Here is a 24,939-nt window from a genome sequence, read left to right as displayed (position 1 = left end):
AACACAAATAGCCACTAAGTGGGCCGATTCCCTACGACCACTAGTCTGGCAGACCGGCGCCTCCGGGTTCGCGACGAGCGCATCATCCTCCCAACTATCCCAGAGCTTTGTCCCCACGTCTTCGCATTCGCCCGAGCTCAGTTAGCGGTCGGCGAGGGCTGGGGTGTCCACCGGGCGGAGCTTCTGCTTCGCCCACTCTTCCTCGGTCGGCATAGTGTTCGATGGTGTAAACCGGCCTCAGCAACCGTGTGAGCGGCGCCAATCTGGAAGCCGCAGCTTCTCCGACACTTGCGGGCTACCTTCCTTGCCTTCTGCCCCGACAGGCTGCGCTATCGGCAGAGCGCTGCGCAGGAAGGGAGCAATACCCAAATCTTGAGTTCTTCGCGCGTCGGTTCTTCCTGCACAGGGAAGACTTAATTCTTCCGGGCTCCGGGTGAGGCGCGCGCGGCGGATTCACTGGGCTGAGCTGTGAGGGAAGGTGCTCGCGTGCCGCAGTGACGCCCAAGATTGCACGGCAGGGTTGCAAATTGGGTGATCTGTGATAAGGAAATGTGAAATCAGAAGAGGCCTGTTGAAATGAAGCGCATGCAAGAAAAGGACATTCCCGCATTCGTGCAGGACGTGGTCGCAACGGGCTGCGATATCTGCGCCGTCGGTCCGAGTTGTTACTCCCTGGGCGATACCGATGTTCCGCGCGGCAAGCGTAGGGGATTGTACAAGAAGCTCGGCGAAATCGATGCGCGCTACGGGAGCCGCGATCACCTGCGTTACCAGATTGCGGCGCACCTGGCCTCGATTGGCCGCTACATCGACGCGCCCCCAAAGGAGGAGGAGGCCTGGATCGATAATGAAACACCCGAGTTGGCCGAGGTCACACCTTACGACGTGGCGCACTTTCAGACTTACGCCGTCCTGCTGATGTCGGAGGCGATGGGCCTCGACTGGCGCAAGGTGGCACGAGCCATCTTGAACATTGACGCAGAGCGCCAGCCGGAACGGGCACGTCTGGCTTGGACATCCCACCTGGCGCGGGCGCGGTGGCTAGCGACGAGCGGCTGCGGGCAGCTTCAGAGCGATCGGTTGCAATAGCCGCCGCCGTACGGGAAGCTCCCATGACCAAGGCAGCCGTTGTCAAAGGCAAACATGGAACTTTTCGAGCGGCGGCGTGTCGAAAAAACTGCAAGCTTTTTTCGTTCATACGCTAATCGAGTACCAGATCGACACGTCCATGACGGCTTGGCATCATCAGGATGGAATATTCGTTACGCTGCTCAATGCCGTCCTTGTGATGGCGTTGAGCAGAAGGCGAGCTCCAGACCTTAGGCGTTAGCCTAGCGTTTCGCGGCTGGCTTCTAGATTGGAGTTGTTTTGTCTTCCCATGCCAAGTTGCCGCCGATTAACTCGGGGCAGCCGTCCTTTGCCCAACGGCGTAGCCGACAGTTCTTGCGCGTTCGGAAGGTTGGTCGTCCGATTGATCGTTTCCGTTCCTCGCGAGGAGATTGGGAGGGCAACGGTATTCTAGAAGCTAGGATGCGCTGCTTTGCCCCTGCCCGGCGACTTTTTCAGGCGTCCACAATCATTGCATATATGGGTGCTACGGAGCGTCCGAACTGGGAACAAAACAAATCGGGCGAGGCTTGATCATGACGACCCCCAACCGAGGGAAATCGCCCGCACAGCTTTTCCGGCATCTATCGGCAAAGTGGCCTGCGGCGTTCAATCCGAAAGCGCCCATGCCGCTTAGGATCGGCATCCATCATGACATTCGCGTGCTGGACGGCGAACTGTCAGATGATGAATTGAGGAGAGCCCTGCGCGCCTATACCAGCATGCCCAGGTACTTGGCGAGACTGAATGCTGGCGCTGTGCGGGTCGATCTTGATGGCGAGCCGGCCGGCGAGGTATCGGATGCGGAGGCGGCGAGCGCCAAGGCTTTGCTGTGCGCCCGCAAGAACAAGGAAGAGACCAAGAAGACGCCGGAGCCAAGGGTGCCTGATGCCCCGCCCCAACCGAAGCCGAAGCAAACGGCCGTGTTCAACGCGAAAAATACGGCTGGAATAGTCGTTGAGACGAAGCGTCGCCGGTCTTTCCGAAAGCCGATGGCTTGAGCGCCACAGATCTCCCAAGACTCAGGGCTTCCGAGTAATAGCCATGATGAAGAGGTCGATGCCCCAGAGCAACATCTCCGAGTCAAACGACGCCTCTTCAACCGGGATTGCCTCGCTATGGTAGCTGTGTCCTGCAGGATGGCGCACGGGGTGCAGCTGCCTACCTGTGGAAGATACGCGTGGGAGGGAAAGCCCTTTTCCGGAAGGCGTTTGCCCCTCGTCCGCACCAACCAACCCCTTGCGTTTGTCTCCAGGCAGACTCATCCTGCCGCCTGCGCGTCTGCCGCCCAGCGCTGCTTGAAGAGATGCTCTCGACCGGCGTCAAACCACCAGCTTTGTGATCATAGCATCGGGGGCACAGTTCGGCCGGAGCGCGGCAATTTCGAGAGCGGCGAGATCCGCTAAGCCCCACATTTTTCCGCTATTCCGGCGATGCATTCCTCGAGCCGCTCGAGGCGGAATTTCGCAATGCGAAGTTCATTCCCGGCTTCAAAACGTCGATGGCGCCCCTGTGGCGTGGTCGCCATGAGGTTGCGCTCCAGTTCCGCGATGCGCACACGCATCTGCCGCGCCTCATCCTGACGCAAGGCCTTGATCCATCCCCGTCCGCGCATCAGTCTTCCTGCCCGCCCCAAAAGTCATGCAAACATGCCATCGAGACCCTAATTTGCGGCAAGCTGAAACGCTCGAAATTTAACTTCCGCTAACGCGAGGAGACGAAACAGCGCGGCGAGACAGTCAACAAAGCGGACACGACCACCGCCCATCCCTTGTCTGTCGAACCCGAGGTGATGGTGGTCAGCATCAACCTGAACTCGTCAACGTGGGCAGCCATCAACCAGCATCGGCATTTCTGCGTCAACGTGCTTCGAGCCGACCAGATGGCGATCGCCGAGCGGTTCGCCGGACGCGGTGGCCTGAAGGGTTCGGCTCGTTACGAAGGAGCCAGTTGGTCTGCTCTGGCGACCGGCGCACTGGCACTTGAAGACTCGCTCGCCGCGGTCGATTGCACGTCGAGGGCACGATTGTGCGCGACAGCCACGCGCTCGTCCTCGGCAGCGTCCGGGATGTGGTCAGCGGAGAGCCGGGTCTGGCTCTGATCTATCATCATGGCGCTTACGGATCGTCTTGAGCGAGCGGTACGCCGTGAGTGGGCCGCAGCCACGCGCTTTTATTCTCCTTCTGGCCCGTTGAACAGTCGATCTACCGCTCAGCCCGGCTCTGGCGCAGCGCCCACGGCAGGCGCCGCTTCCATCGTTCACTTCGCGGCAAAGGCACATCTTCTGCCACCGCTTCTTGCGGCGAGTTCGTCCAGTCGGTGTGTGCGATGCATCCGGAACCGGCGCTTGCTCAACCGTTGCGCGCTCAGGAAGCGATGCGTCGGGCATGATCATGTCCTTGGCCTGGGATACTTCTTCAGAGGTGGTGAACACGGGCTGGGAAAGATTTTCGCCAGGACCAATCGGCTGCCGCGTCGCCTCAGCGACCGCACCTTTCGTGTTCGCTTTCGCGACATCGTTCGAGATGGCTGCCAGGTCGATGCCGACCCAGATCGACTCTGGCCGCTTTACGAGGCCACGCTTCTGTCTGATCTCGACGACAAAGGGTCGCCTGCTGCTTCATAGTGCTCTCGGCGCTTGGGGGGTTGCGAAGGTCGTCTAAGCCCATCGCGCGCCGTCGTCCACCCGCCCCCACGCATTTTCCACATCAACCCAGCACCCTCATGGTGTCCGCTTCCGGCACGCTGTAGAAGCCAGGTCGTGACCGGATGAAATTGGTCTTTGGCTTCTGTCGCGGAACAGGATATTGCGTACCCACTCGCGCGAGACAGCCTGTTGTACATCTGCGCCACTGACCATCGAATCCCGGTGGTTGTTCCGCGTTCGCCACGACCATTAGCAGTACCAACACTAGCAATCGCTGGTGCCTAGACGTGACGGTCAGGCTTCAATGACGGGGAAGTGGGAGGATTGCGCGTTTACGAGGCGGGCTGGTCGGCCGCTCAATCGAAAGCGTCATTTGAGGCGCTGCCTCTCCCGCCTGCAACCGGGAGACACGCTCGTCCAATTCCTTGTCTACTTCCGTGAGACGATGGTTGAGGCGAAGGTAGTCCGTCCAGGTCGGCGTGCGGAATGTCTCTGTCCATTGCATGGGCTTCTGCAGGTTGCGCTGAAGCGTCCAGTTCCGAGCACCGACGCGGCTGTGGATATGCCTGCGCTGCCGCATGAGCTCGAGGAAGGCCTCGACATTTTTCTCGGCTATCAGATATTCGACCTTGACCACGATAGGACCGCTTCTCGGCTTCAAATTGAGAGCGACAGCTGGGGCGTGGAATTCCTCCAAGGGATCGGGCTCGGACTCGCGGCGCTCGCGTAGAGGAAACAGAATGCCAGCTGCGGCGACGAGCAGCAGCGCTCCAGCGGAACCCTCCAGCGCCCACGTCAGGGAATGGCTTTGGGAGACCGTGCCCCATACCCAGCTGCCGGCCGCGATGCCGCCATCTATCAATGCATAGTAGATCGAAATCGTGCGCCCCACGACCCAGCGCGGGCTCGCCAGCTGCACGCTCACGCCAACTCCGGACCAGGCGGTGACCCAGCCGGCGCCGCCCAAGGCGAGCGCAAGTGCGGCCACCGGAATCGAAGAGGTCAGTGCAAGGGATAGGGAGCAGGCCGCGCAGGCGAGGCACGCGAGCTTCATCAGACGTTCTTGCGACAAGCTCCGTCTGAATGTGCCGTTGGAAATGCCGGCGAAGACGGCGCCCGTCCCGAAGCCTGCCATGAGCGTGCCATAGGCGAGCGGTCCGCCTCCCAGATGATCGCGGACTACCAGCGGCAGCAGTGCGAGAATGGCGATGCTTGCCAGGCCAAACAGGGTTCCGCGTGCGATCGCCGCCTTGATTTCCGAAGACATCGCCGTGAAGCGCAGCCCGTCATAGATCGCCGTCCTCATCGACTCGCGCGGGAGAGGCGAAGAGCGAACCTTCCACTTGCAGCGCCATATCGTGCCCAAAGGGACCAAATAGGTGAGGGTGGTCACGCTAAAAGCTGCCAAAAGCCCAAACCGAGGCAACCACGATGCCGCCGAGCGCCGGGCCCACGGTCCGGACCGTGTTGAAGCCGACGGAGAGCAGGGTCACGGCGGCCGGGACATCGCGGCGGTCGACGATATCGCCAACCGAGGCCTGCCAGGCGGGATCGTGAAGAGCACCCCCGCATGCGATCAGGAAGCTGAAGCCGAGGATCATCCACGGACTGACAAAGCCCAGCGCCACAACAGCGGTCAGCATCGCAGATCCTATCACCATCAGGCACCGGCCGGCGAACATGACCCTGCGACGGCTGAAATTATCGGCGAGGGCTCCGGCGAAGACGGACAAGATGAAAGCGGGCAGGTTCGATGAAGCCTGGACCAGCGCAACCATCAGATCGGAAGTCGAGATCGTCGCCATCAGCCAGCTGATGGCGACAGTCTGCATCAACCAGCCGAGAGAAGAGACCTGGGTAGCGAGCCAGATCGAACGAAAGGTCGGCTGCATGAGGGGCGCAAACGTCGTCGGCGCAGCCAAATCTTCAACTGATCCAGCCACTCTACTCATTTTTTGCGAGCCTTTGCTTTCCGTTATCGGCCGTCTCGCATGTAATCTCGACTGAACCGTGGCGGCTGGCAAAATTGAGAGAAACTCTTTTGCCTCCGACGAATGCGGCCACAGGTGGCAACCGGCCATGCGGTCGCGCCGAACAGCCCACCAAGAATGATTGAGGCGGCGACGAGCGGCACATCCCAGAATCTACGGCCAAAACTTGAATAAAGCGCTTAAGCGGAAAATCCGCTTCGAGCTGGCGCTTGCGGTCGACGATGTCGTCGGCCGAGATCGAGATCCAGCGCAAGGGTTAATCGCTGCGCATAATCATTGCTTGAAGCGCGGCTGCATCGAAAGCTTTTCGAGCAGCTGGTGGATGGGCCTCACCACGCAATACCCTGCAGACAGGCGTCCATCGCTGCCTTTCCGTTTTCTCGGTCTGACGATGAAGATCATGCAGCAGGATAGCGGCAGCATCACTAACATTGAACACGATGCGCTCTGAGCTATGGCGGCTAACCCGAACACGACCCGCTTCTCAAATCTGCTAAATCTCGACGCAATGCCGTCTCGACGTACCCCGCGCCTGGCCACTGCCTCAAACGTCGCCGCGAACACCCGCTCCTTCTCCTCCCGAAACCAGCGCCGGCGCCGCTCGACCGACGTGATACGCTTCGTCACAGGGCTACTGCTAGTGCTTGCACAAGGATTGCGACCTTCAGCCTCCCTGAGCAAGGCGGCCGTACTCGTCGAGATTCGAGACAACCAGACCATCGCGCCAAGGTGCCGGTCTTGCTATTCGATTACCTGCTTCTGACCAAACGGCCTCGCAGCAATGCCAGGAATGTCGTCAATCCGGACAGGTTTCCCGATTAAATAGCCCTGAGCTTCATCACATCCGACGCGGCGCAGATAGTCGAGCTGGTCAGAAGTTTCGACGCCTTCGGCCGTCACCTCAATTCGAAGCTCATGCGCCAACTCAACCAATGATCTCACAATCGCGGCGCAGTCCGCATCGGTGAGCAGATCCTGGACAAAAGATCGGTCGATCTTGAGCCGCGAAAGAGGCAATTTCCGAAGATAAGTGAGTGATGAATAGCCAGTACCAAAATCGTCAAGAGCAACTGTTACGGATAACGAACTTAACGATTGTAATAACGAAATTGTTTCTTCAAAATTCGAAATTAGAACATTTTCTGTAATCTCGACCTCCAGTCTCCGGGGCTCCAAAGCGGCTTCAGCCAAGGTCTCTAAAATTCCATCTAGCAAGGCCTTGTTCTTAAGCTGCACTGCCGACAAGTTGACGGAGACCCGCAAGTCGCGCGGCCAGCGCGCAGCCGCCGAACAAGCCGTTTTGACAGCCCAGTGTCCGATGGAGTGAACCAAACCCGTTTCTTCGGCGATGGGTATGAACTCCGAGGGAGGGATCGCGCCAAGGGTCGGATGCTGCCACCGCAGAAGCGCTTCAAAACCTCGGATGCGATCGCTCCCGAGATCGAGAAAGGGTTGAAATGCAAGCCAAAGCTGGTCACTGGCGAGCGCAGATGCCAGATCGCGTTCAAGGGCATGGCGCCTTGTGGCAGCTTCATCGTCGTTTGCGCTGAAAAACTGGATGGAGCCCGTCCCCAGCGTCTTGGCCCTGTGTAGCGCGGTGTCGACGCAGCGCAGGAGTTGGTTGGCATCCAAACCGTCAGTGGGCGTCAAAGCGATACCGATAGAGGCCCTGCAATATATTTCGCGTCCTTCAATCATGAAAGGGGTGCGCATGCCATCGATGATCTGTTTGGCTAAGGACCTGATTTGATCTGGCCTAATATCGCACGTGACGATTATAGCAAATTCGTCGCCCTCCAATCTCGCGATGCCATCGCTCTCCCGCGTCGATTTCCGAAGTCTCGCAGCCACTTCGACCAAAAGGGCATCCCCTATTGCGCGGCCAAAGCGATCGTTCACCTCGTCGAAATTGTTAAGATCGAACAAGAGTAACGCAAAGTGCTGGTCAAACTGCTTTGCGTCCACCAACGCGTTTTCCAGCCGCTCGTTGAAGCTGAACCGGTTTGGCAAACTCGTTAGAACATCCCTGCGAATGGCATTTTCGCTTTCCGCTTGCAGAATGCAGCGTCGGGTAAATTCGGACGCGTGAGCAAGCACGGCACGAAACAGCGTGATGGCGTAGCTCACCATCAGGATTGCGACGGGCAGATTGACGGCTCCATCCAGCCACACAATCGCAACCGCTGAACCGACGAAGATCGGCAGCGTATACGCGATGGCCGCAATAGGAATCGTGGAAAAAGAAGCGGCACCGCCTGCGATCATGCCAGCGCCCAGGCAGGTAATGACAACCTGGGCGGCACTCGTTGCTCCTCCGAAGAATAGAACGGGAAGTGCACCCCACCAAGTGCCGAACAGGAAGGCGTTTCGCACCAGGTTTTGCGTTGTCCGGCGAGACACTGACCTTGGTTTGACTGACTGAAACGATGATCTCGCTCTTAGGCCTACGAACCCAGCGGCGGCGATGATCACACTCGCCCAGAGGATGGCTTTCGTCTGGTCGGGCGAGCCCCAAACCGCGATAACAAAAGTGGCCGCATTGAGTATGTTCGCAACCATGCCAAGAAGCGTGCTGCGAAGCACGATACTGACCTGCTCCGCCCTGATGCGGCCGGCAAGCGGTTCGATCGTTGAGGGCCCGCCAAAAACACGCAGGTCTCCCGCCAGGAGGTCGCCGAGCCTTGCGGCAGACAGACGCTGCATCACTCCTTCACTCCCCCGCGGTAGAGTAGTCAGCTGCGTATTGGTCGGTCCCCTAACACCGAACAATTCTGAAAAAGTAAATTTCAACCGCAAATTTGGACAGCCCAGTTGGGAAGCCAAGGGTTTTGGAAATTCGAAGATAGTGAAAACGCGATCTTCCCTTAGGTCATCGCCGAGCTAACCTGATCCAGGTTTTCGCAATTATGCCCCGTTAGCCCTCCGCCTTGTATTCGGTTAACCAAAAGAACCGCAGGCTTTGCTGCCAAACCACGCTGGCACAGAAAATCTACACTATGCGCCTTGAGGACCTTCGGCTTCCCCTGTCGGATCAGCCGGGCAGCATCGTTATTGTCCGGTAGCCCCCTGCAGCCATGCTGAGCTCTCACCCTTTGAAGGCTGGCAACTCGACGAGCCGTCCCGAGGTCCGGCAGACACAAGGAGGCCTTCTCCACGATCATGTCAGCGCTGCGGGACGTAGGCGAGTTCGCTGTGGATCGCAGAGATGCCGAAGCCGGGAGATCCCGCCTTTCAAACGGCACCTGGCCAACAAGCAAGCGGGACGATCAGGCGGCCGCCTTTTTGCGGCTCCTCTTTACCGGTGCGGCCTGTTGGGTCTCATTGGGTTTTCTGCCGAGGCCCATGGTCTTCGCCAAAGCTGAGCGCGCGGCGGCATAGTTCGGGGCAACCATCGGATAGTCTGCCGATAGTCTCCATTTCGCCCGGTATTCTTCGGGCGTCAGACCATAGTGGGTCGCAAGATGCCGCTTCAGCGACTTGAACTTCTTTCCGTCCTCCAGGCTGATGATATAGTCCGGCGTGACCGACTTCCTGATCGGAACGGCAGGCTTGAGGTCCTCAGGCTTCGCAACCAGGCCGCCCATCGTGCCCTTCAACGCCGTATGCACCTGGCCGATTAGAGCCGGAAGCTCACCTACCGGGAGCGGATTGTTCGACACATAGGCCGACACTACTTCGGCGGTAAGCTCGATAAGGGCGTCAGTATTGTTTTCGGCTTCTTCTGTCACGCAATGCTCCTGCTTTGATAAACGGCGGCGGATCGGTTTTATTAATGAAGGCAGCCATAGAATGCAATCAAAGTCAGGGCTCCCGTAGCACTGGGTCCCAAATTGCGGGCCGAGGCACACGATGGTTCTACCCTGATGCCGACAGCTTCCGGCAAAAAATCGGTCGGACCCGCCGAGGGGTTTTGCGGTTCATGAAACTGCTTTCGAGCAGAATGAGTTTCGTTTCGCCGTCTTTGACGGCCTCGGAAATCAACCTGCGCCGCGCATCTTAATGCCCTGATCCCGCAACCTCCCCTAGGCACCTGCGCCAAGGAGAAATCTTCGATCCAGCCCCTTGAACCGTCTCGGTCCGGACAGCACATTGCGATGGTTGCCGAGCGGAATGCTCGTGCAAAGCAGGGGTTCGCCAAGTGGGAGGAGCGCATGGATGCAGAGGACTTCGGGAGCCCTATTTTCGTGAAGCGTGCGACCTACATCGTCCAAGAGATTGCGAGCCTCGAGGACGCCATCGATTTCCTCAACGACTGGCCTGAGGATCAAAAAGATCTGACCCACCAGACCGCTCTTCGGGCTTGCTATGACGCAGAGGATGGGCACAAGCCCGTGACCGCCGCGCACCATGCTTTTATCGATTTCGCCAGGCAGGTCGCCATCCTCGAAGATCCAATCTCTGCCATGCAGTGGATCGCCGCCTGCAAGAAGCGGCGCGCGTAGGGACGGTTTGGATTGTAGCCAAGCTTGGGGGTATTCCGTTCAGATTTTCACCGAGCGCGGACAAGGGCGGAAGAATCTCCATCATCGCTGGTAATTCCGGAAAGCCGGGATGACAGTGCTTATGGCGATCGGATAGCCGCCGAGGGATCGAGTTGGGCTTTCGGGTTTGCCTGTCTCTGTCACCTCGGGTGAGGCATAAAGCTGGGCCGAGCGGACCTTGCCGCACGACTTGAGGGGAACGGTGAGTTGAGCAGATTTGAGCGGCCGGTCGTGGTCCAGGTAAGCCGCCACGCCGCGGAGCGCGTCGTGTTCGATGTCAATGACGCGGCCACGATCTTGCTGCGGGATCTCCCGCGTGAAACGGAAAAGCGCAAGGCAGCGATGGACGCGTGTCTGCGCGTGTTGCGCGGTGAGAGCCATCCACCGGCCGCCCGCCGAGCTTTCGTCGCAGCGGCGCTTGAAGCAAAAATCCTGCGCAGCGATTGAAAATTTACGACGCGCATTGCGTCCCTTCTTTCTCCATTGCGATCCGCCAGCGCCATGATCGCGCCTGGCGTTGGACGAGCGGCAGCCGAGCGAGCTACATTCGTAGCGCCAGCGGCGAGCGCGGTTCTGGTTCCAAGGCGCTGCATTGGGGAGCGTGGCTGAGCAGGCGCCGCTAATTCAGCGGGTTCGGGCCATGTCGTGGTGCGACCTCTGAGGATCGCACGGGCTGGCGGCGGATGCTAACCTGAACAACCAGCCAGCGGCACAGAGCCTTGGCGTTCATCCAGTTCGCAAGATCGGCATGCACCAGCGCTTATCCATAGGAGCAACCCAACCCCGCTCTTCTGCGATGGCTTTCCTGGTCCTGTTCCGGATCTTCCACGATCAACCCTCAAGGGGTCCGCTAGCAAGCTGCGGCCGCTTGGCTAAAGCCCGCGCGGTGATCGCGACCGGCCCACGACACTGACGGGAGCCATCGAGCGGGGATTGGCCTCGCTCAAAGTGGAAGGCCCTCAAATGTCGCACGATCTTGCCCTGGCTCAACACCACGCCCTGGACCTCGCCCGCACCCTGATGGTCCCCGTCATCCTCTTCAAATCCGGCAACGCGATCGGTGTGCTCCGCAGCGATGAGATCGAGCCTGGCGATGATCTCGAAATCCTTCACGAATACGACCCATTCCAGATCAGGCCGGCTCGTTGAGCCGGCCCGGAGCTTGGCGGCCCGCCCCGTCACAAAGCCCAAATTGCACCGACCGTGATCCAACGGCCTGCCGATCGGCGGGCCGATGCGCGGCGATTGGGTGCCGCTTGCGAGCGAGCGGCGGCAAGGGAGGCTGCGCCGCGGCTGGGAAAATCACAGTGCTCCGAACATTCCTCAGTTGCCCGGCCGCGCCCTTGCCTCCGTCGCTCTTCGCGGCCTTGGGGTCGGGTCCCGCGGGATTCGCGGGAAAGGAAACCGAACAGGAAGGGACGGAACCTCATGGGCGCCGGGATAAGAATGGAGATGAGCGATGTCGAGGAACTCAGAAGTGGCGTTCTGTGTGCTGCGGTGCTGGAGCGGGCGGGCTTCGCGGTCGATCAGAAGGAGAGCACTAGACGCGCCGTAAAATTCCGGCGCGGCGCCGAAATCATCATCGTCATTCACGACGGCAAAGGCTGGTTCGATCCACTGTCGGAGGCCAAGGGAGACGTGTTCCACCTGGTCGAGCACCTCGAGGGCGTCCGCTTCGTGGAAGCGCTCGATCATGTGGCGAATTTGATCGGGTTCGTTTCCAGATACCCCATCTTGATGAGAGCTCCTCAAAAACATCACCCGGACCGTTCCGTTTCCGAGCGCTGGCGAAGCCGCCGCCAACCAGGACGCGGCTCCATGAGCTGGAGCTATCTGCGCGGCAAGCGCCGTCTCCCCGAAACGGTCATCCGCACGGCGGTCCGCCAGGACAGGCTTCGCGAGGGTCCGTGCGGCAGCATGTGGGCCGCCCACACCGATGAGGCCGGCGCGCTCACCGGCTGGGAGGAGCGCGGTCCCGAATGGCGCGGGTTCGCGAGCGGAGGCGCCAAGCTGCTGTTTCGTCTTGGCGCTGTCGAGGCAACCCGCTTCTGCGTCACCGAAGCGGCTATCGATGCCATGAGCCTTGCCGCGATCGAGGAGCTGCGGCCCGGCAGCCTTTATCTCAGCACCGGTGGCGGCTGGGCGCCGGCGACCGTGGCGGCGATCCGCGGGCTTGCGGCGCGCAACGGCGCTCTTCTTGTCGCCGCGACCGACAACAACACCCAGGGCGACGTCTATGCCGGGCGGCTCGAAGCGGTCGCGGTGGAGGCGGGGTGCGGTTTCGAGCGGCTGCGTCCCGTCGCCGATGATTGGAACGAGGACCTGCATGCGCGAAAACTCTAGAAGAAGGGAGAAGGAGGGGGACAGAAAACCCGGCTGCCGCATGCCCGCCGGCCGCGTCAAGGGTGAAGCTTCGCCCGGCTGACGCCGGCCCTTGACCCGCCCGGACGGAGAGGCGGCCGCGGGGGAGGGGTCAGGAAGGGCTGAAGACGATGGCGCAATCGAGATGATGAGCCGCGCTCCGGCCCGACGAGGCTAAGAAGGAGCCCCCCATGAACGCCACCTCTCCCATCCGCAAGATCTACCAGGGCATCGCCGACCGCCGGCAGATATTTCGCTTGTTCGATCGCCATGCGCACCGGCCCAACCGCTTCGCGGATGATGCCGGGGCTCTTTACCGGAACGAATGGTTCGAGCTGGACCAGTCCGGACACGACTACATGCTCGGCATCCTGCCGCCGCTCTGGATGCGCCCGGAGATGTTCGCGCTCAGCGAATTCCTCACCGGCAGCGTCACCAGCGTGTTTTTCCGGCTCAGCATCGAGGGCCGCGTCCGCTACTTCCACAGCTACTGCGATCTTTGCGACAAGGGTTCGCCCGAGCGCATGCGGGCCGCGATCGTGGAGCGCGAGTCCTGGCCGGTTAAGGCGATGACGCATGAGGAGCGCCTCGAGCATATCTGGTCGAGCACGCATGACGACTATCGCGGCTACGCCGGCGATTGCTGGCTGCCCGAGTTGCGCGGCAAGCGCACTCTGCTCGTCTATGACCGCGGACGCACCGTGCTCAAGCTGCTCCACGATCTGAGCGACGCGGAGATCGCCGCCAAGCTGCCCGTGCATCTCAGGCACTTGCCCACCGACGTCGCGGCGTGAGGTGGGGACGATGTTCACATTTCCGATTGTGGCGGTCCGCAAGGTGATCGACCAAGGCATTGCCGATGCGGCGGCCAACGGCGGGTTTCGCAACCCCTATTACGGTACAAGGCCCGGCGAGGGCGAGAAGTCCGGCGTCTGGCTGGTCGGCGACCAAGGTGTCTATCTATGCTCCAACGGCAAGCTCGCCGAGGGAGCGCGTCCCCTCGTCGTCTATTCCGAGCAATGCCACCCGGACGGCCATCCCGACTGGTGGGACTACAAGCGCCGGCATTTCGGGGCCGATGACGGCATCGAGTTCATCGAGGCCGAGCGGCTTGTCCCGCTCTTTGACCGCCATCGGCGCGCAACACATCTCACCATCGCGCTCACCGAGGCCGAAATCGCGCTCTCGCTGATCACCCGCTGACCTTCCCAAAAACCGGCGCCGCGTTTCGCCTAGCCGACCCTGTTCGGCCGGGAGTTTCGCGCGCGCCTTTCGAGCACAGGAGCCTTTCCAATGGCGCATGACGACCCCTTGACCATCGACCTCTTCGGCAACACCTCATCCGGCCTCGGCCTCGGCGTGACCGCTTTCACGTCCGGATTTGACGCCGGCCCGAACTGCGACCACGATCGACCGCCTTCCGCGCCGGCACCGTCTCTGCCGGTTGCGACCGCCGCCCGCGCGTCGGCACGCGCCCGGCGGGAACTGGGTGCGAACTTTCATCTCATTGGCGAGCGTGATCTTGCGCGCGGTTGGAAGGAGCGGGCCCGCGACAACATCGCGGCGATCAGGCTTTCGGCCGAGATCGAGGCCGCGCAGAGGCCGGCCACGCGCGAGGAACAGCAAAGGCTGATCCGGTTCACCGGCTTCGGCGCAACCGAGCTCGCCAATGGCGTGTTTCGCCGCCCTGGCGAGATCGAGTATCGCGACGGCTGGCAGGAGATCGGCGCCCAACTGGAAGACTTGGTCGGCGAGGCTGACTACGCTTCGCTCGCCCGCTGCACGCAATATGCGCATTTTACGCCGGCGTTCATCGTCCGGGCGATCTGGGCGGGCCTGCTGCGGCTTGGCTGGTGCGGCGGCCGTGTTCTCGAACCCGGCTTTGGCACGGGACTCTTTGCGGCCTTGATGCCGCCCGAGCTGCGTGACCGTTCCCATATCACCGGCGTCGAGCTCGATCCCGTCACGGCGCGCATCGCCCGGCTGCTGCAGCCGCGGGCGCGCATCCTCAACGCAGACTTCGCCCGCACCGAACTCCCTGCTTCGTTCGACCTTGCCATCGGCAACCCGCCCTTTTCGGCACGCACCGTGCGCTCCGACCCTGCCTACCGATCGCTCGGCCTGCGGCTGCACGACTATTTCATCGTCAAGGCGCTTGGATTGCTCAAGCCGGGCGGCCTCGCCGCCTTCGTGACCAGCCACGGCACCTTGGACAAGGCCGACAGCATGTGCCGGAAGCAGATCGCCAAATCGGCCGACCTGATCGCCGCCTTCCGCCTGCCCGAGGGCAGCTTTCGCGCCGATGCCGGAACAGACGTCGTGGTCGACATCCTGTTCTTCCGCAAGCGCAAGGCGGGCAACCCCGAAGGCGACCTTGCCTGGCTCGATCTCGAGGAAATCCGGCCGGCGACGGAAGACGAGGGCGCCATCCGCGTCAATCGCTGGTTCGCGCGTCATCCGGACTTCGTGCTCGGCGCCCACGCGCTGAGCCGCGGCATCTATGGTCCCGATAAGACCTATACCTGCCTGCCGCGCCCCGCCGGCGATCTCAACGAAGCGCTGACGGCCACAATCTCGCTGCTGCCGCAATCGCTCTATGATGGCGAGCCGGAGGCGATCGACCGCGACGGCGAGGACGACGACGCGCCGGCCGACGGCGAGCGGTCCGACCGCCATGTCCGCGAAGGCAGCTTCGTCGTCGACCACCGTCATGGGCTAATGCAAGTCGTCGACGGCGAGCCGGTCCCGGTCAGCATTCGCAAGAGCCGCGCCGGCGACGGCATCCCGCAAAAGCATGTCCGGATCATCCAGAAACTGGTCCCGATCCGCGATGCCGTGCGCGCGGTGCTGAGGTGCCAAGAGCTCGACCGACCGTTTCGGCAAGCGCAGGTCGCCCTGCGCGTCGCCTGGTCAAGCTTTGTCAGGGATTTCGGCCCGATCAACACCACCGTCGTCTCGACCACCGAGGATGAGGAAACCGGTGAGGTGCGCGAGACGCATCGCCGTCCGAACCTACAGCCGTTTGTGGATGACCCCGATTGCTGGCTCGTCGCCTCGATCGAGGACTATGATCTCGAATCCGACACCGCGCGGCCCGGCCCGATCTTCACCGAGCGCGTGATCGCGCCGCCATCGCCGCCGCTCATGAGCTCTGCCGCGGACGCGCTCGCCGTGGTCCTCAACGAACGCGGCGGCGTCGACCTCGACCACATCGCCGAGCTTTTGCATTCCGATACCGACAATGTCGTCGCCGAACTCGGCAGCGCCATTTTCCGCGATCCGGCGACCGGGTCCTGGCAGACGGCGGATGCCTATCTGTCGGGCGCGGTGCGCGACAAGCTGAAGACCGCCGAGGCCGCGGCATCGCTCGATCCCGGCTATCAACGCAATGTCGCGGCGCTCAGGGAAGTGCAGCCCGCCGATCTCAGCCCCTCCGACATTACAGCGCGACTCGGGGCGCCGTGGATTCCGGCCACCGATGTCGTTGTCTTCGTCAAGGAGAGCATGGGTGCGGAGATAAAGATCCATCACATGCCCGAACTTGCCTCGTGGACCGTCGAGGCCCGTCAGCTTGGGTGGACTGCCGCCGGAACCTCGGAATGGGGCACCGATCGCCGGCACGCCGGCGAACTGCTCGGCGATGCGCTGACCAGCCGCGTCCCTCAGATATTCGACACCATCCGGGACGGCCAGACCGAGCGCCGCGTCCTCAACGTCGTCGATACCGAGGCCGCGAAGGAGAAGTTGCAGAAGATCAAGACCGCCTTCCAGAACTGGGTCTGGTCCGATCCCGATCGCACCGACCGCCTGGCGCGTGTCTACAATGACCGTTTCAACAACATCGTGCCGCGAAGGTTCAACGGCGACCATCTGCGGCTTCCGGGCGCCTCTGGCGCCTTTTCGCTTTATGGGCACCAGAAGCGCGGCATCTGGCGCATCGTCTCGGCCGGCTCGACCTATCTCGCCCACGCCGTCGGCGCCGGCAAGACGATGACGATTGCCGCCGCGATCATGGAGCAGAAGCGCCTGGGCCTGATCGCCAAGGCGATGCTGGTCGTTCCCGGCCACTGCCTGGCGCAGGCCGCAAGAGAATTTCTCGCGCTTTATCCCAGTGCCCGCATCCTCGTTGCCGACGAGACGAACTTTTCCTTGGCCAAGCGGCACCGCTTCCTCTCCCGCGCCGCGACCGCTAACTGGGATGCGATCGTCATCACGCATTCGGCATTCCGCTTCATCGGTGTGCCATCCGCCTTCGAACAGCAGATGATCCAGGACGAGCTTGAGCTCTACGAGAGCCTGCTCACCAAGGTCGAGAGCGACGACCGCGTCTCGCGCAAGCGGCTGGAACGCTTGAAGGAGGGCCTGAAGGAGCGGCTCGAAGGTCTTGCCACGCGCAAGGATGATCTTCTCACCATTTCCGAGATCGGCGTCGACCAGATCGTCGTCGACGAGGCGCAGGAATTCCGGAAATTGTCCTTCGCCACAAACATGTCGACGCTCAAGGGTGTCGATCCCAATGGCTCGCAGCGCGCCTGGGACCTCTATGTCAAATCCCGGCTTATCGAGACCAAGAACCCGGGCAGGGCGCTCGTGCTCGCTTCGGGCACGCCGATTACCAACACGCTTGGCGAGATGTTTTCCGTGCAGCGCTATCTCGGCCATGGCGCGCTCGCCGAGCGCGGCCTGCACGAGTTCGACGCCTGGGCCTCGACCTTCGGCGACGTGACCACCGAACTCGAGCTTCAGCCCTCCGGCAAGTACAAGCCGGTCACGCGCTTCGCCAGCTTCGTCAACGTCCCCGAGCTGATCGCAATGTTCCGCTCCTTTGCCGATGTCGTGATGCCGCAGGACCTGCGTGACTATGTCAAGGCGCCCGCGATCTCGACCGGCCGCCGCCAGATCCTGACGGCCAAGCCCACGCCGGCCTTCAAGCGCTACCAGCTGGTGCTCGCCGAGCGCATCAAGGCGATCGAGATGCGCGACCGGCCGCCGGAGCCCGGCGACGATATTCTTCTCTCGGTCATCACCGACGGCCGCCATGCCGCGATCGATCTGCGGCTGGTTGATCCCGACAACGACGACGAGCCCGACAACAAGCTCAATCTTCTTGTCTCGAACGCCTTCCGCATCTGGAAGGAAACGGCGGACAGCGCCTATGTCCGTCCCGACGGCAAACCCTACGAGCTAGCCGGCGCCGCGCAGATGATCTTTTCCGATCTCGGCACGATCAATGTCGAAAAGACGCGGGGGTTTTCCGCCTATCGCTGGATCCGCGACGAGCTGATCCGCCTGGGCGTTCCCGCCTCAGAGATCGCCTTCATGCAGGATTCCAAGAAATCGGAAGCCAAGCAGCGGCTGTTCGGCGCTGTGAGAGCCGGCAAGGTGCGGTTCCTCATCGGCTCCTCCGAGACGATGGGCACCGGCGTCAACGCTCAGCTTCGTTTGAAGGCGCTGCATCACCTGGACGTGCCCTGGCTGCCCTCCCAGATCGAGCAGCGCGAGGGCCGCATCGTCCGACAGGGTAACCAGCACGACGAAATCGACATCTTCGCCTACGCGACGGAAGGCTCCCTCGATGCCACCATGTGGCAGAACAACGAACGCAAGGCCCGCTTTATCGCCGCAGCACTCTCCGGTGACACTTCCATCCGGCGGTTGGAAGATCTGGGCGGAGGGCAGGCCAACCAGTTCGCCATGGCCAAGGCGATTGCATCCGGTGACCAGCGTCTGATGCAGAAGGCCGGTCTCGAGGCAGATATCGCGCGGCTCGAGCGCCTGCGCTCCGCCCACATCGACGACCAGCATGCCGTGCGCCGGCAGATCCGCGACGCAGAGCGCGACATCGCGCATTCGACGCGCCGTATCGCGGAAATCGGCAAGGACATGGAGCGGCTTGTTCCGACAGCCGGTGAGGCCTTTGCCATGAGCGTGACCGACAGGTCTTACGCCGAGCGCAAGGAGGCCGGCCGGGCACTGATGAAGGGGATTCTCACCCTGGTTCAGCTACGGCATGACGGCGAGACCCTCATCGCCTCGATCGGCGGGTTCGACCTGCAATTCTGTGGCGAGCGCTTCGGGCAGGACGGCTATCGCTACACCACTGTCCTCCAGCTCACCGGAGCCGATGATGAGATCGAGCTGCCGGTGACGGTGACGCTCGGCGCGGTCGCCCGGCTCGAACATGCCCTGTCGAGTTTCGACCAGGACCGGGAACGCTATCGGCAGCGTCTCGCCGAAGCCCGGCGCCGTCTCGCCTCCTATCGATCCCGCGACGGTGGAGAATTCGCCTTCGCCGGCGAGCTGGCCGAAAAGCGCCGGCAGCTTGCCGAGGTCGAAGAGGCCCTCGCGGCCGACATCGAAGTCGTCGCGGATGCCGTCGCCGCCTGACCTATTGCGTTGCCCTTGGGGCATTGGTGCGAATACCGCTTCGTTTGGCTGCCCGGTGCAGCCGGTGCTCGAAATAATCGGCAAACACCTTGTAGTCGGCGTAGGCGTCCTTGTCGCACCAATATGCGCCGAAGCGGCCAACCAGGCCGGCGATCCAGTCGGCGGCCTGCAAGGTCTGGTATCGGTGGCTCTCCAGCTGGAATGGCGGCTCGATGAGCCGCTTTCGCGGCTCCCCGGCGCCATACATGCTGCGTGCCGCCGCGGTTATGAGGTTCTGGCGCTGGTCGTGCTCATCGAGCGCCAGGATGAAGTGGCCCTTGGGATCGCAGTCTTCCGCGCAGAAGGAGTCGATCCGCTTGATGGCTTCCAGCAGCACCCGGTTGTAGAGGTAGTTCGGATTGTGCTTGTCGGGCGGCAGGTTCTTCTGAAGCCCGACATAAAAAACGAAGCCGCCGATCGTCTCGATCTTGTTCAGAAGCCGGTTGGTCGTGTTGCGAAGCTCACGATACTTGGTGACATTGGTCACCGTGTAGAGGCTTGCGCCTTTCTTCTCCCAAATCGCCGGATGGACGCCAGCCCTCTTGATCTCAAAATCGAGAAGCTCGCATTTTCTTTGGAAGAACCACGTGCCGAAACCGCGCACCTCATTCATCGGCAGCACGAGCCCGGCCAACCCGAAAACCGGGCTCTCCTTGTATTTTGCATCCTGGCGATCGACATAGGGACCGATATGGCCGAATTCATCGAGATAGGCGATGTAGGTCAGATCGTACCCCCCCCAGAAGCACGAAAACCCACGCTTTTGGCGTGGGTCTCGGAAAGAGGGCAACAAATCCGTTGCGCCTCACTGTCCCGTAGCTAGGGTTTTTGCCTGCGCTTGTCAAGGTGGCAGCCCGATATATACCGCTCTGTCGATAGTCCCTCAATCCAGCTGCCGCTCTCCAGTGTTGAATGACGATCCTCGACCCGAAAATCAAATCTGGTCAGGCATCTTCCTCGCGCGTGGTGCTCTCTGCCCGGTCGCGACGCCAGAGCAGCTGCCGATCAGGCCGGCGTGTAGGTGACCTTTTCCCCGTCCTCTTTCGCGAAATCGCGCACCGGATCATCGAGCAGCGGCAGCACCGCCTCCGAAGGCCGGCATAGCCTTGTGCCCTTCCGCGTCTCGACGATCGGCCGGTTGATGAGGATCGGATGGGCACGCATGAAATCGATCAGCTCGCCGTCGCTCCATTTGCGGTCGGCGAGGCCAAGCTCGGCATAAGGCGTCCCTTTCTCTCGCAGCAGCTCGCGCGGCGCCATGCCCAGCGCCGCGATCAGTTCGACCAGCCGCTCGCGGCTCGGCGGCGTCTTCAGATATTCGATCACCACCGGCTCTTCGCCGCTGGCGCGGATCATGGCGAGCGTGTTGGGCGAGGTGCCGCAGGCGGGATTGTGAAAGATGGTGACCGTCATGACTGTGCCTTCTGTGGCTGGGTTTGCCGAATGATCTCGGGCCGCAGCAGCCAGCCCATCAGTGCCAGCGCGATCAAGGCCCCAAGCAGCTCAGCGACGATGAAGCCCGGCAGATCGATCGGTCTGATGCCGGAGAACGTGTCGGTCAGCGAACGCGCCAACGCCACGGCCGGATTGGCGAAGGATGTCGAGGCGGTGAACCAGTAGGCGGCGGTGATGTAGAGCCCGACCAGCCATGGCACGGCTCGCTGCTGGAACCGGGCTCCGCAGAGAATGACCGCGACGAGGCCGAATGTGGCCACTATTTCGGAGAACCATTGCGCCGGTCCGGCGCGCAGCTTGGTCGCGATCTCCAGAACCGGCAAGCCGAACATGAGGTGCGCGGCGAGCGTGCCAGCGACGCCGCCCAGGAGTTGCGCGACCAGATAGGCCGGCAGATCGCGGGCCGGCAGCGTCCGGTTCAAGCAGACCACCAGCGAGACGGCCGGATTGAAGTGGGCGCCGGAGATCGGCCCGAGGATTGTGATCAGGACGACCAGCATGGCGCCGGTCGCCAAGGTGTTGCCAAGCAGCGCCAGGGCCGTGTCATGCGTCAGGGTCTCGGCCATGATGCCGGAACCGACGACTGTCGCCACCAGCAGGCCGGTGCCGAGAAACTCGGCGGCGAACCGGCGCGGAAGATCGAATACTGTCATGTGATGCTGCCTGGAACGAAGTGAGATGATTATTGCCGGGTCCTGGTGCCGGGCTGACAGCGGGCGGCGGCGAGCGCGGGTGCGCAGATTTCGGGACGGCCCGAGCAGCAATCCTCCATCAGGAAGCGGATCAGGCCGGACAGAGCGTCGTATTCGGCGCCATAGACGACTGAGCGCGCGTCGCGCCGCTGCGTGACGAGGCCGGCGCGCTCCAACTCCCTGAGATGGAAGCTGACGTTGGACGGCGAGACCTCGACCTGTTCGGCCAGCGCACCGGCGGCAATGCCATCAGGCCCGGCCACCACAAGCAGTCGCATAACGCGCAGGCGCGTCTCCTGCGACAGGGCGCCAAAGACGATCAGGGCTCGATGTTCATCCACGTTTCAATGATCCTTGAAATATCGAAAGGAGGAATAGCCAAGATACTCTCCCCCGACAACCGGGAAATGGCCGCGCTGGCCGCCCCACAGGCTGGAGGCGGTCAGCTACCCCAAAGGACGAGGTGGCGCGCGGTCCTGGCTCGCGAGCATTCCGCCGGACGGGGCGGTTCCAGGCAGTACCGGGGAGGAGAACGAAGAAGGAAGGAACGGCTGGTCGCTGATCGGGCTGGCCGCCGCCGCTTACGCTCAACCGCGCCGCTCGCGATCCCGGCCCGTCGTCCTGCGCAGGGCTGAAAGCCCCGCTGGTCCGGCCAGGCAGGGATGCTCGGCCGCAGTTGCGCCGGCCCGCCCGCTCCGCGGTTGCCGAGGTGTCTTCGGGAAGAAGACCAGGAAAGACGGCTTCAACGGCCGGCTCAATCTCGAAAGGAACATCCCATGCATCTCATCAAAGTCGATCCGCGCGCGCTGAAGGAAAACCCCGAGCGCACGCGCCAGACAAAATCGTCACCGCAGGCCGACGCGCTGCTTCTGGCCACGATCAAGGCGGTCGGCATCGTGCAGCCGCCCATCGTCGCGGCTGAGGTTGACGGCGGCAATGGCTATATCATCAATGCCGGCCATCGCCGGGTGAAACAGGCGATTGCCGCGGGTCTCGAGGAAATCGAGGTCCTGGTCGAGGAAGCCGCAGGCGACAACGGCGCCATGCGCTCGATGATCGAGAACGTCGTGTTCGAGCCACTGAATCCCGTCGACCAGTGGCGGGCGATCGAACGCCTGGTCGCGCTCGGCTGGACCGAGGAGGCAATCGGCGTTGCGCTCGCGCAGCCGCTGCGCCAGATCCGAAAACTGCGCCTGCTGGCAAACGTCCTTCCCGCCATGCTCGACCACATGGCCAGGGGCGACATGCCCAACGAAAGCCAGCTGCGCACGATCGCTTCCGCCTCGCTTGAAGACCAAAGGCAAGTCTGGAAGAAGCACAAGCCGTCGAAGGCCGATCCGCAGGTATCGTGGTGGAGTGTGGCGCAGGGCCTCACAAAGACCCGCATGTATGCACGCGATGCAAGCTTCGGCGACGACCTGGCGCAGGCCTACGGCATCGCCTGGGTCGAGGACCTGTTCGCGCCAGCCGACGAGGATAGCCGGTATACGACCGACGTCGAGGCTTTCCTCGGCGCCCAGCAGGAGTGGATGACGAACAATCTGCCCAGGAAGGGTATGCTCGTCGAAGTCAACGGTTGGGGCCAGCCGGAACTGCCGAAGAAGGCAGAGCGGGTCTACGGCAAGCCCGCGAAGTCGGACTGCACGGCGATGTATCTCGACCGCGACGGCAAAGTGCAGTCGGTGCACTACCGTCTCCCCGAGGCCAAGAAGGCCAAGGCCAAGGGCAATAGCGGCGCCGGCACCGACGGTGCGGACGACGCCGGCATCGTCTCGGCGTCGCGCCCGGATGTCACCCGCAAGGGCATCGAGATGATCGGCGATTTGCGCACCGACGCGCTGCATGAGGCGCTTGCCCGCGCCCCGATCGAGGACGACACGCTGATGGCGCTGCTTGTTCTGGCCTTCGCCGGCCAGAATGTCAGCGTCGCATCCGGCGCCCGCGACATCTCTTATTTTGGGGCGGCAAGCCTCGGCGAACACGCAGCGCGCTTGTTCAATCCGGAGGGCGTCCTCGAGTTCGACATGGACGAGTTGCGTGCCGCGGTGCGGTCGCTGCTGATTGACGTGCTCTCCTGCCGTGAGAACAGGTCGAACAGCGGCATTGTCGCGCGCGTGGCCGGCGATGCGATCGGCGCGGATGATTTTCTGGCCAACATGGGGAGCGAGGAATTCCTCTCCTGCCTGTCGCGTTCGGCGCTCGAAGCATCCTGCAAGGACACGCCGGTCCTGCCGCGCCAGAAGGTCAAGGACACTCGCGCAGCACTCGTCGAGCACTTCAGGGAGGGGCGCTTCGTTCATCCAGCGGCCCTGTTCCCACCGGACAGGGCAAAACTTTCGTCCTGGCTGACAAGCAAGGCAGCCACCGGGGAAGACGATCCCGGCGAACACGCCAAGGACCCGCAGGCGGCTGAGGATGCTGGCGGCGCTGAGCGCGAGGACGCTTTCCGCGAAGCGGCCGAATAGCGGCCCCAATTCTTCCTTCCGATCGCCATCCCGCCGCCGGCAAACGCCGGCGGCGGTCCTGTTTTGACAATCAGCACATGGAGGACATGCATGTCCGCGCATCGCATCTTCCGGGCCCCAATCGGCTCGCTCATCGCCTGGTCCGACGCCACGCCGCGGCCGCCGGAACGGCACCGCAAGAAGCTGTCGCAATGGCAGTCCAACAACAGCAGGGGTCGTCTGATCCGCAAGCAGGGTGAAGCAGTCGTTGGCACTATCAGCCTGCCGGCGAGCTTCACGCTGCACGAGGCCGATTACGGTTCGGGCGGTGTCGTCGCCGTGCGCGTGCTTCGGACGTTTTCGCTGGACAGCCGGTTACGCTTCACGCTTCTCGAACGGCCGGCCATGGGCGCGGTCCGCGTGCTCGACCGGCCCGGCGAGGACGCCGAGCTGGTCCATCTCGCCCAAAATCGCGCCGATGCCGAAGAATGGCTGACGCGGCACTTTTATCCGAACGCGGTGCTCAATCAGATCACGGCGGATGAGATCGCGGCGGACCATGTCGAGGGGAGGGCCGCGTGATGACCCATTCTCTTCGAAGTTCGAACGAAAACTCCATCTCCGGCTCTCCGGTGGAGTTCGGCCGCAGCGCTGACGGCTTCTTCGTCGCTCGCGCAGGCGATACGGCGTTTGCCATGCTGCCCGCGAGTAACGGGCGGTACTATCTGGCGACCGGCTGGCGTATCCGCCGTCCGCTCGCCCAGTGGACGCGCTCGGATTTCTACGGTCATTGCGGCCAGGTCGCTGACGAGGCGGCGTTCCGGGCAAAGGTTCTGGAGCAGGCGGAGCACGCCCGAGAGAAGCGTGCGCTTGCACGACAGGAGGTCAGGTCCACAGCGCAAACGCCGTGGGGGCCATCGCAGGGCGCCACCGTCTTCGCCGACGGCGTTACCTGTCATTCGACCGCGAGCCATGGGGGGTTCCATCTCTCGCCCGAACGCAATTGCAAGGTCGACGCCCGGCTGCGCGCGGCGGATGGTTTCTATGAAGAAGACGAGTGTTGGGCGATCGTCGCCTTCACCTTCCCCGATCTCTTCACCAGCTTTGAGCGTCGAAGCGCGGAACGCATCATCAAGGACAGCTTTCCGGATGCGTGGGAAGAGATCACCGGCAACGTGCTTGCGGCCGGCCAATCCCGCGAGAAAGATCGACGCGCCTTCGAGGCGGAACACGCCGCCGACTGGATCGTGGTCTCCGCAATCAGGGCGGATTACAAAAAGAGCTTCGTCGAGGTCATCGCCACGCCGGGTGGCAGGCGTGGCGATGACCTCGACG

The 24,939-nt window shown here is 62.3% G+C and carries 21 protein-coding genes and 2 pseudogenes; 13 read left to right on the top strand and 10 right to left on the bottom strand.

Annotated elements, in window-relative coordinates; translation table 11 throughout:
- Nucleotides 1–576 precede the first annotated feature (576 nt).
- Complete coding sequence (locus tag EOA33_RS41465) at nt 577–1,089, top strand: hypothetical protein (RefSeq protein ID WP_348628210.1); 513 nt, start codon at nt 577–579, stop codon at nt 1,087–1,089.
- 554 nt (nt 1,090–1,643) lie between these two features.
- Nucleotides 1,644–2,108: a ProQ/FinO family protein gene (locus EOA33_RS02085; protein WP_066991372.1), complete on the top strand. Its 465-nt coding sequence runs from the start codon at nt 1,644–1,646 to the stop codon at nt 2,106–2,108.
- 401 nt (nt 2,109–2,509) lie between these two features.
- Here the strand turns inward: EOA33_RS02085 and EOA33_RS02080 are convergent, their stop codons facing one another.
- Nucleotides 2,510–2,695, bottom strand: a complete 186-nt coding sequence (locus EOA33_RS02080) for a hypothetical protein (RefSeq protein WP_245482202.1) — start codon at nt 2,693–2,695, stop codon at nt 2,510–2,512.
- A 153-nt stretch (nt 2,696–2,848) separates the two neighbouring features.
- Here EOA33_RS02080 and EOA33_RS02075 point away from each other — a divergent pair.
- Nucleotides 2,849–3,208: pseudogene (locus EOA33_RS02075) on the top strand (flavin reductase family protein); the annotation flags it as partial.
- 847 nt (nt 3,209–4,055) lie between these two features.
- Here EOA33_RS02075 and EOA33_RS02070 read toward each other — a convergent pair.
- The 5 genes and pseudogenes from EOA33_RS02070 to EOA33_RS02050 form a co-directional block, all read right to left on the bottom strand.
- Nucleotides 4,056–5,646: pseudogene (locus EOA33_RS02070) on the bottom strand (MFS transporter).
- Nucleotides 5,647–5,698: 52 nt separating this feature from the next.
- Entirely contained in the window at nt 5,699–5,998 is a 300-nt protein-coding gene (locus tag EOA33_RS02065; RefSeq protein WP_127404825.1) for a hypothetical protein, read from the bottom strand.
- Nucleotides 5,999–6,018: 20 nt separating this feature from the next.
- Nucleotides 6,019–6,372, bottom strand: coding sequence for a hypothetical protein (locus EOA33_RS41460; protein ID WP_190234182.1), 354 nt, complete (start codon nt 6,370–6,372; stop codon nt 6,019–6,021).
- 114 nt (nt 6,373–6,486) lie between these two features.
- Nucleotides 6,487–8,448, bottom strand: coding sequence for an EAL domain-containing protein (locus EOA33_RS02055; RefSeq protein ID WP_127404830.1), 1,962 nt, complete (start codon nt 8,446–8,448; stop codon nt 6,487–6,489).
- 563 nt (nt 8,449–9,011) lie between these two features.
- On the bottom strand, nt 9,012–9,473 hold the full coding sequence (locus tag EOA33_RS02050; RefSeq protein ID WP_127404824.1) for a MucR family transcriptional regulator: 462 nt from the start codon (nt 9,471–9,473) through the stop codon (nt 9,012–9,014).
- Between the two features lie 423 nt (nt 9,474–9,896).
- Between EOA33_RS02050 and EOA33_RS02045 the strand changes: the two genes are divergently transcribed.
- The 7 genes from EOA33_RS02045 to EOA33_RS02005 all read left to right on the top strand — a co-directional run bounded on the left by EOA33_RS02045 (nt 9,897) and on the right by EOA33_RS02005 (nt 18,974).
- On the top strand, nt 9,897–10,187 hold the full coding sequence (locus EOA33_RS02045) for a DUF982 domain-containing protein (RefSeq protein ID WP_127404823.1): 291 nt from the start codon (nt 9,897–9,899) through the stop codon (nt 10,185–10,187).
- A gap of 246 nt (nt 10,188–10,433) precedes the next feature.
- Nucleotides 10,434–10,673: a DUF982 domain-containing protein gene (locus EOA33_RS02040; protein WP_066991344.1), complete on the top strand. Its 240-nt coding sequence runs from the start codon at nt 10,434–10,436 to the stop codon at nt 10,671–10,673.
- 516 nt (nt 10,674–11,189) lie between these two features.
- Nucleotides 11,190–11,375 (top strand): hypothetical protein, encoded by a 186-nt coding sequence (locus tag EOA33_RS02030; RefSeq protein WP_082980354.1) that lies wholly within the window; start codon nt 11,190–11,192, stop codon nt 11,373–11,375.
- 303 nt (nt 11,376–11,678) lie between these two features.
- On the top strand, nt 11,679–12,569 hold the full coding sequence (locus tag EOA33_RS02020; protein ID WP_245482200.1) for a DUF3991 and toprim domain-containing protein: 891 nt from the start codon (nt 11,679–11,681) through the stop codon (nt 12,567–12,569).
- Nucleotides 12,570–12,778: 209 nt separating this feature from the next.
- Nucleotides 12,779–13,381, top strand: a complete 603-nt coding sequence (locus tag EOA33_RS02015; protein WP_127404822.1) for a DUF1419 domain-containing protein — start codon at nt 12,779–12,781, stop codon at nt 13,379–13,381.
- 10 nt (nt 13,382–13,391) lie between these two features.
- On the top strand, nt 13,392–13,790 hold the full coding sequence (locus EOA33_RS02010; protein ID WP_127404821.1) for a DUF3085 domain-containing protein: 399 nt from the start codon (nt 13,392–13,394) through the stop codon (nt 13,788–13,790).
- A 90-nt stretch (nt 13,791–13,880) separates the two neighbouring features.
- Entirely contained in the window at nt 13,881–18,974 is a 5,094-nt protein-coding gene (locus EOA33_RS02005; protein ID WP_127404820.1) for an N-6 DNA methylase, read from the top strand.
- A 1-nt stretch (nt 18,975) separates the two neighbouring features.
- Here the strand turns inward: EOA33_RS02005 and EOA33_RS02000 are convergent, their stop codons facing one another.
- From EOA33_RS02000 to EOA33_RS01985, 4 genes are all read right to left on the bottom strand, one after another.
- Entirely contained in the window at nt 18,976–19,803 is an 828-nt protein-coding gene (locus tag EOA33_RS02000) for a DUF3800 domain-containing protein (protein ID WP_210212540.1), read from the bottom strand.
- A 215-nt stretch (nt 19,804–20,018) separates the two neighbouring features.
- Entirely contained in the window at nt 20,019–20,426 is a 408-nt protein-coding gene (gene arsC / locus EOA33_RS01995) for an arsenate reductase (glutaredoxin) (protein WP_127404819.1), read from the bottom strand.
- A complete protein-coding gene (locus tag EOA33_RS01990; protein WP_127404818.1) occupies nt 20,423–21,121 on the bottom strand; it encodes an MIP/aquaporin family protein in 699 nt (232 codons plus the stop codon). The genes arsC and EOA33_RS01990 overlap by 4 nt, the downstream gene beginning before the upstream one ends.
- A gap of 29 nt (nt 21,122–21,150) precedes the next feature.
- Nucleotides 21,151–21,501, bottom strand: coding sequence for a metalloregulator ArsR/SmtB family transcription factor (locus EOA33_RS01985; RefSeq protein WP_127404817.1), 351 nt, complete (start codon nt 21,499–21,501; stop codon nt 21,151–21,153).
- Nucleotides 21,502–21,936: 435 nt separating this feature from the next.
- Between EOA33_RS01985 and EOA33_RS01975 the strand changes: the two genes are divergently transcribed.
- The 3 genes from EOA33_RS01975 to EOA33_RS01965 form a co-directional block, all read left to right on the top strand.
- Nucleotides 21,937–23,625 (top strand): ParB N-terminal domain-containing protein, encoded by a 1,689-nt coding sequence (locus EOA33_RS01975; RefSeq protein ID WP_127404816.1) that lies wholly within the window; start codon nt 21,937–21,939, stop codon nt 23,623–23,625.
- A 90-nt stretch (nt 23,626–23,715) separates the two neighbouring features.
- On the top strand, nt 23,716–24,186 hold the full coding sequence (locus EOA33_RS01970) for a hypothetical protein (RefSeq protein WP_127404815.1): 471 nt from the start codon (nt 23,716–23,718) through the stop codon (nt 24,184–24,186).
- Nucleotides 24,186–24,939: hypothetical protein (locus tag EOA33_RS01965; RefSeq protein ID WP_245482199.1), on the top strand; the 754-nt coding region annotated here is incomplete at its 3' end. The genes EOA33_RS01970 and EOA33_RS01965, both read left to right, overlap by 1 nt.

Origin of the sequence: Mesorhizobium sp. M4A.F.Ca.ET.050.02.1.1, from assembly GCF_003997725.1 — a bacterium.
Lineage (GTDB): Bacteria > Pseudomonadota > Alphaproteobacteria > Rhizobiales > Rhizobiaceae > Mesorhizobium.
The sequence above is the reverse complement of the archived record's forward strand: the minus strand, read 5'-3'. Positions and strand labels throughout refer to the sequence as shown.

Excerpts from the sequence above, each read along its gene's own strand:
- EOA33_RS02005 (WP_127404820.1), top strand. The coding sequence starts at position 13,881 with ATGGCGCATGACGACCCCTTGACCATCGACCTCTTCGGCAACACCTCA.
- EOA33_RS02015 (WP_127404822.1), top strand. The coding sequence starts at position 12,779 with ATGAACGCCACCTCTCCCATCCGCAAGATCTACCAGGGCATCGCCGAC.
- EOA33_RS01975 (WP_127404816.1), top strand. The coding sequence starts at position 21,937 with ATGCATCTCATCAAAGTCGATCCGCGCGCGCTGAAGGAAAACCCCGAG.
- EOA33_RS02010 (WP_127404821.1), top strand. The coding sequence starts at position 13,392 with ATGTTCACATTTCCGATTGTGGCGGTCCGCAAGGTGATCGACCAAGGC.
- EOA33_RS02085 (WP_066991372.1), top strand. The coding sequence starts at position 1,644 with ATGACGACCCCCAACCGAGGGAAATCGCCCGCACAGCTTTTCCGGCAT.
- arsC (WP_127404819.1), bottom strand. The coding sequence starts at position 20,426 with ATGACGGTCACCATCTTTCACAATCCCGCCTGCGGCACCTCGCCCAAC.
- EOA33_RS01990 (WP_127404818.1), bottom strand. The coding sequence starts at position 21,121 with ATGACAGTATTCGATCTTCCGCGCCGGTTCGCCGCCGAGTTTCTCGGC.
- EOA33_RS02020 (WP_245482200.1), top strand. The coding sequence starts at position 11,679 with ATGAGCGATGTCGAGGAACTCAGAAGTGGCGTTCTGTGTGCTGCGGTG.
- EOA33_RS02030 (WP_082980354.1), top strand. The coding sequence starts at position 11,190 with ATGTCGCACGATCTTGCCCTGGCTCAACACCACGCCCTGGACCTCGCC.
- EOA33_RS41465 (WP_348628210.1), top strand. The coding sequence starts at position 577 with ATGAAGCGCATGCAAGAAAAGGACATTCCCGCATTCGTGCAGGACGTG.
- EOA33_RS01970 (WP_127404815.1), top strand. The coding sequence starts at position 23,716 with ATGTCCGCGCATCGCATCTTCCGGGCCCCAATCGGCTCGCTCATCGCC.
- EOA33_RS02055 (WP_127404830.1), bottom strand. The coding sequence starts at position 8,448 with ATGCAGCGTCTGTCTGCCGCAAGGCTCGGCGACCTCCTGGCGGGAGAC.
- EOA33_RS02045 (WP_127404823.1), top strand. The coding sequence starts at position 9,897 with ATGGATGCAGAGGACTTCGGGAGCCCTATTTTCGTGAAGCGTGCGACC.